This is a genomic window from Microbacterium sp. Leaf151, from assembly GCF_001424225.1.
Classification (GTDB): domain Bacteria; phylum Actinomycetota; class Actinomycetes; order Actinomycetales; family Microbacteriaceae; genus Microbacterium.
This window is the reverse complement of sequence record NZ_LMOR01000004.1, coordinates 1-17,804: the sequence shown is the minus strand read 5'-3', so window position 1 is coordinate 17,804 and position 17,804 is coordinate 1. Positions and strand designations below refer to the sequence as shown.

At 69.6% G+C, this 17,804-nt stretch carries 18 protein-coding genes; 13 read left to right on the top strand and 5 right to left on the bottom strand.

Annotated features, from left to right (window positions below; translation table 11 throughout):
• Positions 1–17: 17 nt before the first annotated feature.
• The 3 genes from ASF76_RS10820 to ASF76_RS10810 are packed head-to-tail and all read left to right on the top strand — an operon-like array spanning position 18 to position 2,282.
• Complete coding sequence (locus ASF76_RS10820) at positions 18–782, top strand: sulfurtransferase (protein ID WP_055957310.1); 765 nt, start codon at positions 18–20, stop codon at positions 780–782.
• Positions 783–784: 2 nt separating this feature from the next.
• On the top strand, positions 785–1,738 hold the full coding sequence (locus ASF76_RS10815; protein WP_200936120.1) for a dipeptidase: 954 nt from the start codon (positions 785–787) through the stop codon (positions 1,736–1,738).
• Positions 1,739–1,781: 43 nt separating this feature from the next.
• On the top strand, positions 1,782–2,282 hold the full coding sequence (locus ASF76_RS10810) for a GNAT family N-acetyltransferase (protein WP_055957307.1): 501 nt from the start codon (positions 1,782–1,784) through the stop codon (positions 2,280–2,282).
• 117 nt (positions 2,283–2,399) lie between these two features.
• Here ASF76_RS10810 and ASF76_RS10805 read toward each other — a convergent pair whose 3' ends face one another.
• The 3 genes from ASF76_RS10805 to msrB all read right to left on the bottom strand — a co-directional run bounded on the left by ASF76_RS10805 (position 2,400) and on the right by msrB (position 5,024).
• Positions 2,400–3,635 (bottom strand): NAD(P)/FAD-dependent oxidoreductase, encoded by a 1,236-nt coding sequence (locus ASF76_RS10805; RefSeq protein WP_055957306.1) that lies wholly within the window; start codon positions 3,633–3,635, stop codon positions 2,400–2,402.
• Positions 3,636–3,972: 337 nt separating this feature from the next.
• Positions 3,973–4,527: a peptide-methionine (S)-S-oxide reductase MsrA gene (gene msrA, locus ASF76_RS10800; RefSeq protein WP_055957303.1), complete on the bottom strand. Its 555-nt coding sequence runs from the start codon at positions 4,525–4,527 to the stop codon at positions 3,973–3,975.
• A 38-nt stretch (positions 4,528–4,565) separates the two neighbouring features.
• Positions 4,566–5,024: a peptide-methionine (R)-S-oxide reductase MsrB gene (msrB, locus tag ASF76_RS10795; protein WP_055957300.1), complete on the bottom strand. Its 459-nt coding sequence runs from the start codon at positions 5,022–5,024 to the stop codon at positions 4,566–4,568.
• Between the two features lie 203 nt (positions 5,025–5,227).
• Here msrB and ASF76_RS10790 point away from each other — a divergent pair, with 203 nt between their 5' ends.
• Positions 5,228–6,052 (top strand): SDR family NAD(P)-dependent oxidoreductase, encoded by an 825-nt coding sequence (locus ASF76_RS10790; RefSeq protein ID WP_055957297.1) that lies wholly within the window; start codon positions 5,228–5,230, stop codon positions 6,050–6,052.
• 7 nt (positions 6,053–6,059) lie between these two features.
• On the opposite strand, the gene ASF76_RS10785 is transcribed toward ASF76_RS10790, so the two are convergent.
• On the bottom strand, positions 6,060–6,371 hold the full coding sequence (locus ASF76_RS10785; protein WP_055957294.1) for a hypothetical protein: 312 nt from the start codon (positions 6,369–6,371) through the stop codon (positions 6,060–6,062).
• Between the two features lie 167 nt (positions 6,372–6,538).
• Between ASF76_RS10785 and ASF76_RS10780 the strand changes: the two genes are divergently transcribed.
• The 7 genes from ASF76_RS10780 to ASF76_RS10750 all read left to right on the top strand — a co-directional run bounded on the left by ASF76_RS10780 (position 6,539) and on the right by ASF76_RS10750 (position 14,032).
• Positions 6,539–7,522, top strand: coding sequence for a dioxygenase family protein (locus tag ASF76_RS10780; RefSeq protein WP_055957291.1), 984 nt, complete (start codon positions 6,539–6,541; stop codon positions 7,520–7,522).
• 13 nt (positions 7,523–7,535) lie between these two features.
• Positions 7,536–7,811 (top strand): twin-arginine translocase TatA/TatE family subunit, encoded by a 276-nt coding sequence (locus tag ASF76_RS10775; protein WP_082485167.1) that lies wholly within the window; start codon positions 7,536–7,538, stop codon positions 7,809–7,811.
• Between the two features lie 47 nt (positions 7,812–7,858).
• Positions 7,859–8,584 (top strand): NUDIX hydrolase, encoded by a 726-nt coding sequence (locus tag ASF76_RS10770; protein WP_055957285.1) that lies wholly within the window; start codon positions 7,859–7,861, stop codon positions 8,582–8,584.
• Between the two features lie 63 nt (positions 8,585–8,647).
• Complete coding sequence (pgi, locus tag ASF76_RS10765; RefSeq protein ID WP_055959944.1) at positions 8,648–10,327, top strand: glucose-6-phosphate isomerase; 1,680 nt, start codon at positions 8,648–8,650, stop codon at positions 10,325–10,327.
• A gap of 377 nt (positions 10,328–10,704) precedes the next feature.
• Positions 10,705–11,613 (top strand): hypothetical protein, encoded by a 909-nt coding sequence (locus ASF76_RS10760; RefSeq protein ID WP_055957280.1) that lies wholly within the window; start codon positions 10,705–10,707, stop codon positions 11,611–11,613.
• A gap of 90 nt (positions 11,614–11,703) precedes the next feature.
• Positions 11,704–12,282, top strand: coding sequence for a PadR family transcriptional regulator (locus tag ASF76_RS10755; RefSeq protein WP_055957277.1), 579 nt, complete (start codon positions 11,704–11,706; stop codon positions 12,280–12,282).
• A 52-nt stretch (positions 12,283–12,334) separates the two neighbouring features.
• Entirely contained in the window at positions 12,335–14,032 is a 1,698-nt protein-coding gene (locus tag ASF76_RS10750) for an ABC1 kinase family protein (RefSeq protein WP_055957274.1), read from the top strand.
• A gap of 281 nt (positions 14,033–14,313) precedes the next feature.
• Here ASF76_RS10750 and ASF76_RS10745 read toward each other — a convergent pair whose 3' ends face one another.
• Positions 14,314–15,315, bottom strand: a complete 1,002-nt coding sequence (locus tag ASF76_RS10745; RefSeq protein ID WP_200936119.1) for a lytic transglycosylase domain-containing protein — start codon at positions 15,313–15,315, stop codon at positions 14,314–14,316.
• Positions 15,316–15,740: 425 nt separating this feature from the next.
• Here ASF76_RS10745 and rpsA point away from each other — a divergent pair, with 425 nt between their 5' ends.
• A complete protein-coding gene (rpsA, locus tag ASF76_RS10740) occupies positions 15,741–17,195 on the top strand; it encodes a 30S ribosomal protein S1 (RefSeq protein WP_055957267.1) in 1,455 nt (484 codons plus the stop codon).
• A gap of 103 nt (positions 17,196–17,298) precedes the next feature.
• Positions 17,299–17,472: a hypothetical protein gene (locus tag ASF76_RS17085; protein WP_156459231.1), complete on the top strand. Its 174-nt coding sequence runs from the start codon at positions 17,299–17,301 to the stop codon at positions 17,470–17,472.
• The last annotated feature ends 332 nt before the right edge of the window (positions 17,473–17,804 follow it).

The following is a 17,804-nucleotide window of genomic DNA, read 5'->3' as shown; positions in this document are numbered from 1 at the left end:
TTCATAGGGTGGATGCCATGGCATCCGTCCTCAACGTCTCGGCGTACCTGTTCACGCGCATCGCCGATCCCGCCGCCGTTCGGGTGTCGCTGCACGAACGGGCCGTCGCCGCCGACCTCCGGGGCACGATCCTGCTCGCCGAGGAGGGGATCAACCTGTTCCTCGCCGGTAAGGCCGACGCGGTGCGCGGCTTCATCGACGACCTGCGCGCCGACGGCCGTTTCGCGGCACTCGAGACGAAGGAAAGCCGGTCGGACGGCGTGCCCTTCGACAAGCTCCTGGTGAAGGTGAAGCGCGAGATCATCCGGATGGACCGACCCGAGGTACGCCCGCAGGACGGCCGAGCCCCCGCCGTCAGTCCCGACACCCTGCGTCGCTGGCTCGACCGAGGCGCCGACGACGACGGCCGGGAGGTCGTGCTCGTCGACACCCGCAACGCGTTCGAGGTCGACTACGGCACCTTCGCCGGCGCCCTGGACTGGCGCATCGAGCGCTTTACCCAGTTCCCGGATGCCGTGAGCGCCCACCGCGACAACCTCACCGGCAAGACCGTGGTGAGCTTCTGCACGGGCGGGATCCGCTGCGAGAAAGCAGCGCTGTACTTGCGCTCCGAGGGGGTCGAGGCGTACCAGCTCGACGGCGGGATCCTGGGATGGTTCGACGCGCAGGGCGGCGCGCACTTCACCGGCGACTGCTTCGTCTTCGACGGGCGCGAGGCGCTGGACTCCGGGCTGACTCCCGCCCGCGCGGCCGCGCCCGTCGCCTCACCCCTCGGCGTCTGACCGTGCTCTGGGATCAGCATGCCTGCGTCGAGCTCGTCGAGACCGCCGACCTCACCGACCTGCACCGCTACCGCCCCGCGGGAGGCGGCTTGGTCTCACTGAATGTCGGTTACGCACCTCACGGCCCGGCGGTCGTGACCTCGCTGCTCGCCGCGTTCCGTGCGCAGACCGAGCGCATCGACGGCCTCGCGCTCGCCACGTCGATCGACGACGTCGACCGGATCGCCGCCGCGGGCGATACCGCGGTGGTCTTCGACCTCGAGGACTGCGCTCCGCTCGGCGGACGTCTCGATGCCGTCGGCCCGCTCGTCGCGCAGGGGGTCCGCACGATCGCCCCGACCTACAACGTCGCGAACCGCGCGGGCGGCGGCTGCCTCGACGCCGTCGACGACGGGCTGACAGCCTGGGGACGCGACCTGGTGAGTGAGCTCAACAGACACGGTGCGGTGCCCGACGGTTCGCACGTCGGGGCGCGAACCACGCTCGAGATGTGCGCGGTGTCGACCAGACCGGTGGTCTTCAGCCACTCGAACCTGCGCGCGGTGTGGGATCACCCCCGTAACATCACCGACGATCAGGCCCGGGCCGCGGCGGACACCGGGGGAGTGATCGGCATCACCGGGGTCGGCATCTTCCTCGGGCCCAACACCCCGACGCTGTCGGCCATGACGCGGCACCTCGAGCACGCTGTCGAGGTCGTCGGCATCGACCACGTCGGCGTCAGCACCGATTTCTCCTTCGACTGGCAGACGTTCCGCGACGTGCTCGCGACGAGCCCCGACCTCTACGACGCCAGCTACACCGCGTGGGGACCGGTGGAATGGATGCCGCCCGAGACCTTCGTCGGCCTCGGCGCGCACCTGCGCGATCACGGGTGGGGCGACGACGACATCGCCGCGGTGCTCGGCGGCAACTTCCGGCGCGTGGCGCGCGAGAGCTGGCATCCACTGTCCTGACCACCCGTGTGGCGGTGGCGGTCGGCCTCGGTAGCCTCGGTTCATGACCACTCTCACCGACGGTGCCGTCCTGCGTCCCGCCCGGAGCGGGGATGAGACCGGAATCCTCGCCTGCATCCAGGCCCTCGCCGATTATGAGCGCGAACCGGATGCCGTCGACAACACCGCCGAGATGATCGCCGCCACCCTCTTCGGCGGCGATCCTCGCGCGTTCGCCTTCGTCGTGGAGGACCCCGACGGCGGCATCCGGGCGATCGCGATCTGGTTCCTCACCTACTCCACGTGGACCGGGCGACACGGTGTCTGGCTCGAAGACCTCTACGTGCACGAGCAGTACCGCGCGAAGGGATACGGCGTGGCGCTGTTGTCCGCGCTCGCCGCGGAGTGCGTGGAGAAGGGGTACTCGCGCCTCGAGTGGACGGTGCTCGATTGGAACGAGCCCGCGATCGGTTTCTACCGTGCCCTCGGTGCCGAGGCGATGGAGGAGTGGACCACGCGACGGGTGACCGGGGATGCGCTGGCGGCGCTGGCGGCGCGGCTCTAGCGCGCGAGTCGGGGTCGGGGCGGAATTTACCGGTCGGGGTGGAAAGGGCACGCCCCGAGTTGCGGAATCCGCCCCGAACCGGCCGGAGTCGGGGCATAGCGCGGCCGGACGTCCGGCTCACCGCGCGAGGTCGGTGAGGACCGCCTCCGCCGCCCGCTGACCTGACACCAGGGCGCCCTGGATGGACGCGGTGTCGCGGTGGTCGCCGGCGAGGTACCGGCCGTCACCCAGGCGTACCGAGCGCCGCAGGCGTAGGGGCGGATCCTGTGCGGGGAGGGCGCGGGTGACGTCGTCCCGGCGCAAGAGGCTCCACGCCCGGGTGTCGGCATCCCAGATCTCGGCGAGCTGCCGGCGGATGGCGTCCTCCGACGCCGCGGAGGGCAGCACGCAGGTCGCCTGGATGAGGTGCCGCCCGCGCGGTGCGTAGGTGGGCGCGGTGTTGGTCATCACGGCGGTGTTCACGATCGGCCCCTGGCGGCGTCCGTCCACGCGGAGCGCGGCATCGCCGCTCGGTGCCTGGTCGGCGGCGAACCACCACGTCTGCAGGCCCCGAGGACGGGGGAGCGGAACGTCGAGAGAGGGATCGAGTCCCGTCGCGATGACCACGGACCGGGCGGTCATGGCATCGTGTCCCTCCACCCCGACGTGCCAGCCGCGGGCCCGGTGCCGGGTGGAGACCACCCGATGGGCGAGGCGGATGCCGGCGCCGGCCCGGCGCGCAGTGTCGGCGAGCTGCGCGGGGAGGGCGCCGATTCCCGCGGCGGGCACTCCCGGCCGCCCGAGGGCGAAGCTGCGGATGAGCAGCCGGACGAACGCGTCCGACGTCCCTTGCCGGTCATCGGCCAGCACCCCGGCGAGGAACGGTTCGAGCACGCTGTCGCGGAGCGCGCCTCGCAGTCCCGCGCGGTCCCACGCCTCGTCGAGTGTTCGGTCGGTCCCGGACTTGGCCGCCCGCGCCGAAGCGAGCGTGGGCCCCGCCCACCGCGCCAGAGCCGCGAGATCGGCGGGCCCGACGAGCCCGCTCCGCAGTGTCTCGGGGACGGACAGCGGATGCCGGAGGGGATGGGCCAGCCGCGCGAGCCGGTCGTCGAGGCGCACACCGACGGCCACGGGGAAGCGCCGCAACGCGAGCGCGTCGACGTCCACCCAGCGCCGGATGGCCGGATAGGCCGGGTTGAGCACGTGGAAACCGAGGTCGAGGCGGAAGCCGTCGACGATGTCGGTGCGTTCGCGGCCGCCGACGGCGTCGCCCTGTTCGAGCACGACGACGTCGCGGCCGGCCTCGGCCAGCCACGTCGCACAGCGCAGGCCGGCCAGGCCCGCGCCCACCACGATCACGTCGTATCCGCTCATCCCGTGAGCCTAGGCAGTGTCGCCCCAGCGCCCGCGGGGCTTGCGCGCACCGACCGCCCGTCGATCGCCCACGACTCGCCGCCTCACGCACCGGGCGCACGGCGTGTCCTGGACACTCGACGGGTCCCGAACCCGCCGTTCACCGAGGCGGGGGAGGCCCGATCCTCCCCGGCAAGCGCTACGAAGGCGGGAGGTCACCGACCCGGCGGGCCGAGGCCTCGACGAGGTACGGCCGATCCGCGACGACATCACGTCACGGGTGCAGCGCTTGCTCGACGACCTGCTGGCATGACCAAGGGCCCGGATGCCATGGCATCCGGGCCCTTCATCATGCGACTTACGCGGAGGCTTCCTCGCGCTTGGGCAGCACCCAACCGGGACGCACGAAGTGGCACGTGTAGCCGTGGGGGATGCGCACGAGGTAGTCCTGGTGCTCGGGCTCGGCCTCCCAGAACGCGGCCTCGGGCTCGATCGTCGTGACGGCCTTCGCGGGCCAGATGCCCGAGGCGTCGACGTCGGCGATCGTGTCGCGCGCGACCTTCTCCTGCTCGGGGGAGAGCGGGAAGATCGCCGAGCGGTAGCTCGTGCCGACGTCGTTGCCCTGGCGGTTCAGGGTCGAGGGGTCGTGAATCTGGAAGAAGAACGCCAGGATGTCGCGGTACGACGTCTGCGAGGGATCGAAGACGATCTCGACGGCCTCCGCATGACCGGGGTGGTTGCGGTAGGTCGCGTGCTCGTTCTGGCCGCCGGTGTAGCCGACACGGGTGTCGAGCACGCCGGGCTGGCGGCGGATGAGGTCTTCGACGCCCCAGAAGCAGCCGCCCGCGAGGACGGCGGTCTCGGTGCCGGGGCGACGGGTGATCTCGCCGGAGTCGGAAGGTCCGCTGGTCATGGTGGTGCTCCTTTTACGCGTGCGGAAGGGGAAGAGGTTCATGAGGCACGACTCTCACGGAACAGGGGGAGGTAGGCGCCGTACCCCTGGGCCTCGAGTTCGCTGACGGGCACGAAGCGCATTGCGGCCGAGTTCATGCAGTATCTCAGTCCGCCGGAATCGCGCGGGCCGTCGTCGAACAGGTGGCCGAGGTGGCTGTCCGCTCCGGCGGAGCGCACCTCGGTGCGGGTCATCCACAGCGTCCGGTCGGTCTTCTGTACGACCGCGGCGTCGTCGATCGGCTTGGTGAAACTCGGCCAGCCGGAGCCGCTCTCGAACTTGTCGGCTGAGGAGAACAGCGGTTGTCCCGACACGACATCGACGTAGATGCCGTCCTCATGGTTGTCCCAGTACTCGTTGCGGAACGGCGGTTCGGTGGCGTCGTCCTGCGTGACGGCGAACTGGCGGTCGGTGAGGCGACCCAGCGCCTCCGACGTCTTCCGGTACTCCGTGCTCACGGTTCGTATCCTCTCGTCGTGACGTCCTGTGGTGGGCGTCCTTCAATCGAACGCCTCGCCCGCTGGTTTTGGTCCCGTGGGGCTGTGAGCGGGCTGTGAGTTGCGCGGTGACGACGTAGGTGCGACGGATCCTTGCGGCAACCCCCGACCGTCTCGTCTCCGCCGCGGTTACCGTGGCCTCTCCGAACCAGGAAGAGGATGCCATGACCCGCACCATCGTCATCACCGGCGCGAGCGACGGAATCGGCGCGGCATCGGCGAAACAGCTCGCCCAGTTGGGTGAAGAGGTGGTCGTGGTCGGTCGCAACCCCGAGAAGACCGCACGCGTCGCCCGCTCGCTGGGTGTCGAGTCGTTCGTCGCCGACTTCAGCGATCTGGCGCAGGTTCGCGAGCTCGCCACATCCCTCCTCGAGGCGTACCCGCGTATCGATGTGCTCGCCAACAACGCCGGCGGTGTCTTCGGCGAGCGCACGCTGACCAAGGACGGCTATGAGACGACCTTCCAGGTCAATCACCTCGCACCGTTCCTGCTCACGAACCTGCTGCGGGAGCGACTCGTCGAGTCGGAGGCTACGGTGATCCAGACCTCGAGCGCCGCCGCGAAGCTGTTCCCGCGGTTCGACATCGACGACCTGCAGGGCGAGCACCGCTACTCCTCGACCGCCGCCTACGGCAACGCCAAGCTCGCGAACGTGCTGTTCACGAAGGAGTTGAACCGCCGTTTCGGCGACGCGGGGCTGTCGGCCGTAGCCTTCCACCCGGGCGTGATCGCCTCGAACTTCGGCTCAACCAGCAACGGGCCGTGGAAGTTCCTCTACGGCGGTCCGATCGCCCAGCGACTGATGACGTCGACCTCGGTCGGCGGGGCGCGCCTCACCTGGCTCGCGCTCGGCAAGCCCGGGGTGGACTGGACCCCGGGCGGCTTCTACTCCAATAACAAGGCGTCCAAGACCAATCGACTCGCCGACGACCCGGTGACCGCGCGGCAGCTCTGGGAGCGCAGCGAGGTGCTGGTCGGGCTCGACTGACGCCGGGTCAGCGCACGCCCGCGCGCGGGGGACTCACGGTCCAGCCGAATCGACCGAGGGCGTCATGCAGCCGCCGCGCCTGGGCCCAGGCGACCGCGCCCGAGATGTCCGAGTAGACGTCGATCGCGAAGGGAGGGGGATCGGCGAACTTCGGAATCTCGACCTCCGCCCACGCGTGGGGAGCGAGCCAGACGCGGGGGCGTGCGGTTCCGGCATCCTCCACGCCTGTGTCGGCGGCGAAGGCGATGGCGTCGAGGGCGTCGATCTTGGTGATCGGCATGTTCACGACGAGGGTCACCGCGTGCAGCACTCCGGTCATCGCGCACCTCCTTCCCTCATCCTGACACGGGCGTGCGGGGTCGGGGCGGCCCCGCGGATCCCGCCATCGCGTCTCATAGGCGCACCACAGGTTCGGTGAAGGCCCGGGCAGGGCGCGCGGACCACAGTCGGGGCAACACAGGAACCTCGATCCCCGGAGAAGAGACCATGAGCCGCATCCCCGACACCCAGATGACCCCCGAGGGTCCCGCCTACGAGGGGCGCCCGCTCGATCGAGCCGACGAGCCCGTGGTCGATCAGGGCGCCTCGTTCGACGTGCGAACCCTCGTCAGCCGTCGCGGCCTCCTGAGCCTCGTCACCCTCGGCGCGGGGGCCGTCGCACTGGCGGCCTGCGCCCCGGCCGAGAGCGGGGCGACCGCGACCGCCACGACCACCCCCCGCGCGACAGCGTCGGCGACCCCCGCGACCCCGACGGCCTCGGCCACCGCGTCGGCCTCGAGCGCGCCGGTGGCGCTGCCCGCGGGGGAGATCCCCCAGGAGACCGCCGGTCCCTACCCCGGCGACGGCTCGAACGGCGTCGACATCCTCGAGCAGTCCGGGGTGGTCCGCAGCGACCTGCGTTCGAGCCTCGACGGTGGCGCCACGGCGGCGGGAGTGCCCATGACGCTGAACCTCACGATCCTCGACACCGCCAACGGCGACGTGCCCTTCGCAGGAGCCGCCGTCTACGTCTGGCACTGCGACGCCGAGGGGCGGTACTCGATGTACTCCTCCGGCATCGAGAACGAGACCTACCTGCGTGGGGTGCAGGTCGTCGGCACCGACGGAGTGGTCTCGTTCACCTCGATCTTCCCCGCCTGCTACGACGGGCGCTGGCCCCATATCCACTTCGAGGTGTACCCGAACGTGGATGCCATCACCGACTCCTCGAACGCGGTCGCGACCTCGCAGGTGGCCCTGCCCGAGGCGACCTGCGCAATCGTCTACGCCGATACGGCCTACTCGTCGTCGGCATCCAATATGTCCCGCGTCTCGCTCGCGACCGACAACGTCTTCGGCGACGACGGGGGAGTGCTCGAGCTCGCCACGACCACCGGCGACAACGCCACCGGCTGGACGGTCGCCCTGACCGCTCGTGTCGACACCACCACCACGGCGACCGCGGGCTCGATGCCCGGTGGCCGCGGCTGACACGGAGGGCCCCATGCTGCAGAACCTCACCGGCTGGCACGCCCTCGTCGTGCTCGCGATCGTCGTCCTCGTCTTCGGCGCCGCCAAGCTCCCGGCCCTCGCCCGCAGCGTCGGCCAGTCCGTCCGCATCCTGAGAACGGAGGCGGCCGAACCGTCCACGGATGAGGCCACGGCACCCACGGCCGACGACACCCTCCCGCACGCGGACTCCGCGGCGGCGTCGCCAGGCTCCGACATCTACGAACTCGACGGCGACGGCGACGGCCTGGCCTGCAACGGTTCCCGCTAGGGGACTCGCCCGCCCGGACGGTCGAGGGTGGGAGCTAGCCTCGAGCCATGTCGTCTCCCCGCGCACAGCTCGAAAACCTCCTCGCCCGGGGGCTCGGAGACGTCTCCCCGGCCCTGCGCGCGGTGCCGGTCGAGGGTGAGGCGAGGGCCGCGGCGGTGCTCATCCTGTTCGGCGTGCTCGACGGCATCCCGAGCGAACGTGCCGCGCGACACGTCCCGAGCGATCTCGACGTCCTCCTCCTGGCGCGCGCGAGCACGCTGCGCGCCCACCCCGGACAGGTCGCCTTCCCCGGAGGGCGCGTCGATCCGGAAGATCGGGATGCCGTGACCGCCGCGCTCCGCGAGGCGCAGGAGGAGACCGGTCTCGACCCCGACGGCGTCGAAGTGCTCGGGACGCTCGAGCCGGTACCGCTGGCGTTCTCCCGCCACGAGGTGACTCCCGTCGTCGGGTGGTGGACACGTCCCACGCCGGTCCGCGCCGTCGATGCGGCGGAATCGGCCGAAGTGTTCCGTGCGCCGGTCGCCGACCTCCTCGACCCCGCCCGGCGCGGCGTCACGGTCATCCGGCGCGATGGGCGCGAGTGGCGCGGACCCGCCTTCGGGCTCGACACGGCGCGCGGACCGCAGACGGTGTGGGGCTTCACGGCCATGCTGCTCGACGGCCTGTTCGACCGGCTCGGCTGGACCGAGGCGTGGGATGCGACGCGCGAGATCCCTCTCCCGGAGCCGATGGTCGCCGACCCCGGGGTTCCTCCCGGGCCGCCCCGTCCCTAGCGCGCACCACCGTCTTCGTCATCCATCGCGTGTTGCACCCCGGGGGTCGCTAGCGTGGGTCTCGTGACTGCGCCTATCGATCCCACCACCACCCCCGCCTGGTCCCGCCTCACCGCGCTTCGCGACGCGTTCGAGCCGGACCTGCGCGGCTGGTTCGCCGCCGACGCCGACCGCACGCCCGCGCTCACGCGCACCGTCGGCGACCTCCACGTCGACCTGTCGAAGAACCTCGTGACAGCCGACGTGCTCGACGCCCTGGTCGCGCTCGCCGAAGAGACCGGCGTCGCCGAGCGCTACGCCGACATGCTGCGGGGCGCGCACCTCAACACCAGTGAAGACCGCGCGGTGCTGCACACGGCCCTCCGTCGCCCCGCGGACGCCGAGCCCGCCCTCGTGGTCGACGGCCAGCAGGTCGATCACGACGTGCACGAGGTGCTCGACCGCCTCAGCGCCTTCGCCGAGCGCGTGCGGTCGGGAGAGTGGCGCGGAGTCACCGGTAAGAAGGTCACCACGGTCGTCAACATCGGCATCGGCGGCAGCGACCTCGGCCCGGTCATGGTCTACGAGGCGCTCCTTCCCTACGCCGACGCCGGAATCCGCGCGCGGTTCGTCTCCAACATCGACCCCGCCGACATCGCGCAGAAGACCGCCGACCTCGACCCCGAGACCACGCTCTTCATCGTCGCCTCGAAGACGTTCACCACGCTCGAGACCCTCACCAACGCCCGCCTCGCTCGCGACTGGTTGTGGAAGAAGCTGGCGGCCGCGGGCGTCATCGACGACTCGGATGCCGCCCGCACCGACGCGGTGGCCCATCACTTCGTCGCGGTCTCGACGGCGCTCGACAAGGTCGAGGCGTTCGGCATCGACCCCGCCAACGCCTTCGGGTTCTGGGACTGGGTGGGCGGTCGGTACTCGGTCGACTCCGCGATCGGCCTGTCGCTGGCGATCACCCTGGGGCCCGAGGTGTTCCGGCAGCTGCTCGCCGGCTTCCACACGGTCGACGAACACGTGGCATCCACACCGCTCGCTCAGAACGTGCCCGTCCTGATGGGTCTGCTCAACGTCTGGTACACCAACTTCCTCGGCGCGCAGTCGCACGCGGTCCTTCCCTACGCGCAGCAGCTGCACCGCTTCGCGGCCTACCTGCAGCAGCTCACGATGGAGTCCAACGGCAAGTCCGTCCGGTGGGACGGCACCCCCGTCACCACCGACACGGGCGAGGTGTTCTGGGGCGAGCCGGGGACCAACGGTCAGCACGCCTTCTACCAGCTCATCCACCAGGGCACGCGGCTGATCCCGGCCGACTTCATCGCCTTCGTCAACCCGGCCTACCCGCTCGCCGATGATGGACGCGACGTCCACGGGCTGTTCCTGGCGAACTTCCTCGCCCAGACCAAGGCGCTGGCGTTCGGCAAGACCGCCGAAGAGGTCGAAGCAGAGGGCACGACCGGTGCGCTCGTGGCCGCGCGCACGTTCCCCGGCAACCGACCGACGACGTCGATCTTCGCGCCGTCGCTCACGCCGTCGGTGCTCGGCCAGCTCATCGCCCTGTACGAGCACATCACCTTCACGCAGGGCACCATCTGGGGCATCAACTCCTTCGACCAGTGGGGCGTGGAGCTCGGCAAGCAGTTGGCCCTGCAGATCGCGCCGGCCATCGAGGGTGACGATGACGCGCTCGCAGCTCAGGATGCATCGACCAGATCGCTGCTCGACTACTACCGCGCGCACCGCTCCTGACTCCGGAGCGCGGCTGAGGCCGTGGTGACGGGCTGATCCGAGAGTTTCTCCGCGAATCTCGGGTTGGCCCGTCATGCGCGCTGACAGTGGTCTCGACCCCCCGGGCATCTTCACCGACGAGTCGCGTATCGCGCGACAGGAAATACCAGGTCAGTGGGCTATTCGGGGACTCCATGCGGGGGCGCCCGAGATGTGCTGATCCAACCGACATCGGATCACTCGCGCCCGCCCGGCGGTCCGACACGCTCACACGCCGCATCCAGGTAACGAAGAGATAACGCTCAGAACCGGCCCGCACACTCGGGGACTTGTGTCGACCCGAACGACACGAGACCGCGCTCGATCCCGACGAGCGCGCCCCGACGAAAGATTGCTCCTTGCTCCGTTCTGATGTGAAACTTCTGCACGTCCACCGCGCCCGCCGCACGCTCGTCACCGCCGCCACGTGCGCCGGCCTCGCATTCGGCCTGGTCGCCACCGCCGGTCTGGCGGTCGCCGCCCCGCTCTCGATCCCCGACGCGTCGGCATCCTCGTTCTCCGCGCCCGGCACGGCCGTGCCCGTCACGAACGCCCCCACGCTGGACGCCGTCATCACCGGTGCGAGCTCGGCGCGGAACGACGCGGAGTCGACGCTCTCGAACGCCGACACCGTGCGCGCGGACGTCGCCTCCACCGGCCTGCCGCTCTCGATCGGCGACGCCTCGATCGACACGGCGGCCCTCGAAGACGCCGTCGCCCGCCTCGGTTCGACCGACCTGCTGCCGGTGCTCCTCGTGCCGGCTCTCAGTCAGAACGCGCAGACCGAGGTCGCCCGCGTGTCCGCCCGCGTCGCCGAGGTGCAGTCGAGTCTCGACCAGGCGAAAGCGGAGAAGGCCGCGGCGGATGCCGCCGCGGAGGCGCAGCGACAGGCGGAGGCCGCCGCCGCCGCCGAGGCGCAGCGTCAGGCGGAGGCCGCCGAGGCGCTCGCTCGGGTGAACACCCCCGACGGGGCGCGGGCGTACGCCGCTCAGCTGGCATCCGAGAAGTACGGGTGGGGGAGCGATCAGTTCTCCTGTCTGTCGTCGCTGTGGAACAAGGAGTCGGGCTGGAACTATCAGGCCTACAACGACGACGGCGGCGCCACCGGCATCCCGCAGGCCCTCCCCGGCAGCAAGATGGCGACCTTCGGCGCCGATTGGCAGACCAACGCCGCGACGCAGATCGCGTGGGGGCTGGACTACATCGACCGCGGATACGGCACGCCGTGTAGCGCGTGGGGCCACTCGCAGTCCGTCAACTGGTACTGAGAATCCGCCCCGCGACCGCCCCGCGACCCCGTCAGCGATATATCGTTATGTATCGCTGACTCAGATCGGGTTCGCGCGAAGGAGGTCGTCATGAGTGGTTCATTCCTAGGAGACGCGTTCGGCGGACGCGGTGGCAACAACACCCCCGGCTGGCCGATGTCCAACATCCTCGAGGGTCTCGAGCAGCTGCGCACCCAGTTCGAGCAGAAGACCAGCTCGACGCCCCGCATGAACAAGGGTGATGTGCGCTCGGCGGTGCTCTCGCTTCTGCTTGAGCAGCCGATGCACGGTTACCAGATCATCCGCGAGATCGAAGAACGCAGCGGCGGCTCGTGGAAACCGAGCCCCGGCTCGGTCTACCCCACGCTTCAGCTGCTCACCGATGAGGGCCTCGTGCAGTCCGAGGAGTCCAACGGTCGCAAGACCTACTCGCTCACCGCCGAGGGTCGCGCCGCGGCCGGCGACGAGACCACCGAGCGCACCGCACCCTGGGAGTCGGCGGGCTCGCGCGACAGCGGCCGCATGACGGCGCTCCCCAAGGCCGGGGTCGAACTCGCGCAGGCCGCCGCCCAGGTCGCACGCACGGGCGACAAGGAGCAGGTCCAGCAGGCGGTCGAGATCCTCGACGAGGCTCGCCGTAAGCTCTACTCCATCCTCGCCCAGGGGTGAGGTCGCCCCACAGCGACGGGGGCTCTGCGCCCGTCGGCATCCAGGAGCTCCGATGACCGACGACGCCCTCATGAAGGCCCGCTACCGGCGCATCACGCGCTTCGCGGCGCGCTACCTCGTGCAGGCATGGTGGTACGAGCTCTTCCTACCGCGGTTCGGCCTCGGGTGGATCTCCGCCCGGGGCCGAACGCGGCGACTGCAGCGCATCGCCCGTCGCTTCCACGTGCTCGCCGTCGACCTCGGTGGTCTCATGATCAAGGTCGGGCAGTTCATGTCGTCGCGCCTCGACGTGCTCCCCCCGATCATCACCAAAGAGCTCGAGGGGCTGCAGGACGAGGTGCCCGCGGTCCCCTTCGCTCAGATGCGCGCTCGCGCCGAGCAAGAACTCGGGATGCCGTTGGAGCGCGCCTTCGCGAGCGTCGACGACCGTCCCCTCGCCGCGGCCTCGCTGGGTCAGGCGCACCGAGCCGTGCTCACCGATGAGCTGGCCGAGGAGACCGGGCTGCGCGCGGTCGTGTTGAAGATCCAGCGTCCCGACATCGATCGCATCGTCGACGTGGACCTGCGTGCCCTCCGCAAGGTCGGTGTCTGGCTGAGCAAGGTCGCCCTCGTGCGCGATCGCGTCGACATGCCCTCCCTCGTGGAGGAGTTCGCCGTGACCAGCCTCGAAGAGATCGATTACCTCCACGAGGCCGCCAACTCCGAGCGGTTCTCCGCGGACTTCGGGGGAGAGGACGGGGTCGCCGTCCCCGACGTCGTGTGGGAGCGCACGACCCGTCGCGTACTGACCCTCGAAGACGTCAGTGCGATCAAGATCAACGACGTCGACGCGCTTCGAGCCGCCGGCATCGACCCGTCCGAGGTCGCCGCGCGTTTCGCCGCGGTGATGTTCGACCAGCTGTTCGATGACGGGTTCTTCCACGCCGACCCCCACCCCGGCAACGTCTTCGTCACTCCATTGTCTCCGACGACGGATGCCGGCCCTCCGGCCTGGCGCTTCACCTTCATCGACTTCGGCATGATGGGCGACGTCCCGCCGGGCCTCCGACGGGGTCTTCGCCGCGTCCTCATCGCCGCGGCCTCGCGAGATGGCAAGGGCCTGGTCGACGGTATCCGCGACGTCGGAGTCCTGCTTCCCTCGGCCGACACGATCCAGCTCGAACGGGCGATGACGCAGCTCTTCTCGCGCTTCGGTGGCATGGGGTTCGCCGAACTGCAAGAGGTCGACCCCCGAGAGTTCCGTGCCTTCGCGATCGAGTTCGGCGACGTCGTGCGCGCTCTGCCGTTCCAGCTGCCCGAGAATTTCCTCCTGATCGTGCGCGCCATGTCGTTGACGAGCGGAATGTGCAGTTCGCTCGACCCCGCCTTCAACATCTGGGATGCCGTCGAGCCCTATGCCCAGCGCCTGATCCGCGAAGAGAGCGGCAACACCGCCCAGGCTCTCGTGCGGGAGGTCGGGGCTGTGGCGGCGGTGACCGCTCGCCTGCCGCGCCGTGCCGACAACCTCATCTCCCGACTCGAGGAGGGGTCTCTCGCCGTCGAGACGCCTCGCATCGAACGCCGCATGCGCGATCTCGAGCGCATGGTCCGTCGGGTGGTCTCGTCGGTGCTGTTCACGGGGCTGCTCATCGGGGGAGTGCTGCTGCAGGCCGAGCAGGCGGTGATCGGCACGCTCCTCATGGTGGTGTCGCTCGCGCCCCTGTCCCACGCCCTGCTCGCGGGCGTCATCGCCCGTCGTAACGGCGCCTGACCGATCGGTCGCTCGTCGTCGGCGATGGATGAGGTGATCTGGCCGTGTGGCGAGAACTGGTCCTCCTGAAGACGAAGTCAGCCGAACCGACCGGACGACAACGACCCAGCGACACCGACCCAGCGACAACGACCCAGCGACAACGACCGAGCGACAACGACCGAGCGACAACGACCCAGCGACAACGACCCAGCGACGACGACGAAAGCGCCGCCCGAATAGTGTTCGGGGCGGCGCTTTCGTCGTTCTGTTTCAACCGGTCGCTTCAACCGTTCCGCGGATCAGTACCAGCCGGTGGCCTGCGAGTGGCTCCACGCGCCGCACGGGTCGCCGTAGCGGCCGGAGATGTAACCGAGGCCCCACGAGATCTGGGTGGTCGCGTTGCTCTGCCAGTCAGCGCCGGCCGATGACATCTTGCTCCCCGGGAGCGCCTGGGGGATGCCGAAGGCGCCACTGCTGGCGTTGTAGGCCTGGTAGTTCCAGCCCGATTCCTTGTTCCACAGCGAGACGAGGCAGCTGAACTGGTCGTCTCCCCAGCCGCGGCTGGACAGCATGCCGCGGGCGGTCGCCTGCGCGCCGGCCGGGCTGTTGTCGCCCGACCCGCCGCCCGTGGCGAACGGTGCCGACGATCCGCCGCCGCTCGACGACGACGTCGAGGTGCTCGGCTCCGTGGCGGCTTGCTCGGCGGCCTCTGCTTCGGCGGCGGCTACGGCTGCGGCTGCGGCCTCCGCTTCCTGGCGTGCTTTCTCGGCTGCTTCCTCTTCGGCCTTCTTCGCCACGGCCGCGTCGAGGCTGCCGCGCAATTCGGCGACGCGCTGGTCGATGGTCGCGGTCGCGGCCTCGACATCGTCGGCGAAGTCGGGCAGGAACGTCGCCGGCAGCACGGCGGCCGCCTCCAGGCGCTCCGTGGCCTGCTCGAGCGCGCGGGTGTCGACGGTCGCGGGCTGACCGATGTCGAGCCCGGATGCCACGATGTCGGCCTGCACGCTCGACGCGGCCTGCAGGGAGCCGGCGGCGGTGGTCTGAGCAGCGCGCGCCTCCGCGACTTCGGGGCCACGGGCGGCCGTGAGGGCGGTCGGTGTGGTCGTCGAGGCGAGCGAGAACGTCGCGGTCGTCAGGTCGGTGGGCGAGGCGGTGGCCGCCGGCACGGTGCCGGTGAGGGCCGCGGTCGCGACCGCGCCGACCACGAGCACACCGACGGTCGTCACCGGGCGACGACGGGTGCGGCGGGCGGCAAGGCGGCGATCACGACGGTTGGACGTGGGCGTCGAAGAAGAGCGCATAGAACCGATTTCACGTGGGGGGAACGACGCGGGTGTCGTCGTCTGACCCGCGATAGCGGGCACAAAACGGGGAGCCTGGCACGGCATTCTGGATGCCACCTGGGCACGCGGGCTGAGAAGGACGTAGCAAAACGGCCGATCCGGGGCGAATCGGCGCCCGGCGCCGCCGCTTCACCGACGTTGTGTGACGCCCTTGTCGCCGCACGATCCGTGGGGAGGAGCCGGTGAGCTAGACTGAGGTGTCACACGTGGGCTCTGCTCGCTATCCGGGCGGCCCGTGACATCGCACGAATCAATCCGCTTCGCTTCGACGCGCGGCATGCGTTCGCCCTCGGGTGTGCGGATGCCCGCTGTCCTCGGTCTACGGGACCGACGGGCGCTGAAGTCGAGGCCCGACACCACACCCAACTAGGACAACCCACTACATGACTACCGCAACGACCGCCCCGGCTATCAAGCAGGTCGCGATCAACGACATCGGCTCGGCCGAAGACTTCCTGGCCGCGGTCGAGAAGACGCTCAAGTTCTTCAACGACGGCGACCTCATCGAAGGCACCGTGGTCAAGATCGACCGCGACGAGGTCCTCCTCGACGTCGGTTACAAGACCGAGGGTGTCATCCCCTCCCGCGAGCTCTCGATCAAGCACGACGTCGACCCCAATGAGGTCGTCAACGTCGGCGATCACGTCGAGGCCCTCGTTCTCCAGAAGGAGGACAAGGAAGGCCGCCTCATCCTGTCCAAGAAGCGCGCTCAGTACGAGCGTGCGTGGGGCGACGTCGAGAAGATCAAGGAGAACGACGGTGTCGTCACCGGTTCCGTGATCGAGGTCGTCAAGGGTGGTCTCATCGTCGACATCGGCCTCCGCGGCTTCCTCCCGGCTTCGCTCATCGAGCTGCGCCGTGTCCGCGACCTGACGCCGTACCTCGGCCAGGAGATCGAGGCCAAGATCCTCGAGCTCGACAAGAACCGCAACAACGTCGTGCTCTCGCGCCGCGCTCTGCTCGAGCAGACGCAGTCCGAGTCGCGCACCACGTTCCTCAACAACCTCCACAAGGGTCAGGTCCGCAAGGGCACGGTCTCGTCGATCGTCAACTTCGGTGCGTTCGTCGACCTGGGCGGCGTTGACGGTCTCGTCCACGTCTCCGAGCTCTCCTGGAAGCACATCGAGCACGCCTCCGAGGTCGTCGAGGTGGGCCAGGAGGTCACCGTCGAGATCCTCGAGGTCGACCTCGATCGCGAGCGCGTGTCGCTCTCGCTCAAGGCGACGCAGGAAGACCCGTGGCAGGTGTTCGCCCGTACCCACGCGATCGGTCAGATCGCTCCGGGCAAGGTCACCAAGCTGGTTCCCTTCGGTGCGTTCGTCCGCGTGGCCGACGGCATCGAGGGCCTCGTGCACATCTCCGAGCTTTCGGGCAAGCACGTCGAGCTCGCTGAGCAGGTTGTTTCGGTCGGCGAAGAGGTCTTCGTCAAGATCATCGACATCGACCTCGAGCGTCGTCGCATCTCGCTGTCGCTCAAGCAGGCCAACGAGTCCGTCGACCCCAACGGCACCGAGTTCGACCCGGCGCTGTACGGCATGGCCACCGAGTACGACGAGCGCGGCGAGTACAAGTACCCCGAGGGCTTCGACCCCGAGTCGGGTGCCTGGCTCGAGGGCTTCGACGCTCAGCGCGAGCAGTGGGAGCAGGAGTACGCCGCGGCCCAGGGTCGCTGGGAGGCTCACAAGTCCGCCGTCGCCAAGGCCCTCGAGGCCGAAGCGGCGAACCCGACGGACGCCGGTTCGTTCGGTGGTTCGTTCTCGTCGGAGTCGCCCGCCCAGGGCACCCTCGCCGACGACGAGTCGCTGGCGGCGCTTCGCGAGAAGCTCTCCGGACGCTGATCCGTCTCGCACCGAAGGCCGGTACCTCCTCGGAGGTGCCGGCCTTCGGTCGTCTCGACGCAAGCCCTGTCGTTCTCGGGGGAGTGCCGGGCAAGATCGATGTATGGCAAACCGACTCCCACTTCTGATCACCCTCGCCGGCGTGGCCGTGCTCTTCCTGTCGATCGTGTTCGTCTTCGCTCTCGTGCTGGGTGCGATGTTCTTCGACGGGATCGAGTTCACCGGCGGGCACACGGATGCCATGGCCTCCGGCCTCGCATGGGTACTCGTCGCCTGACGGCTTCCGTGCGTATCGCACCTCGGCCCGGCCGAGCTCCACGGCCGCGTCGGGTTCCCGTTGTTTCCCGCATGTTTCCGCGGATTTCGTTCGGCGACACGCCCGGGATGTGGAGTGATTGGCCGAGCAGGTAAACCGGACGTAAAGTATTACTTGTTCGCCCCACAGGGGAGAGCGGAGCGGCCGAAGGGCCCCTGTTTCCTCTAACGTGGTGAACCGCCCAAGACCTCACGGAATGGTGTATGGTTTTGGTTCTGGTCGTTCGGCCGGTTCCCGAGGTCGATCTCTTCGTGAGGTCCCACTGAGGAACTGTGTGCTGAGTGGCTGGTCAA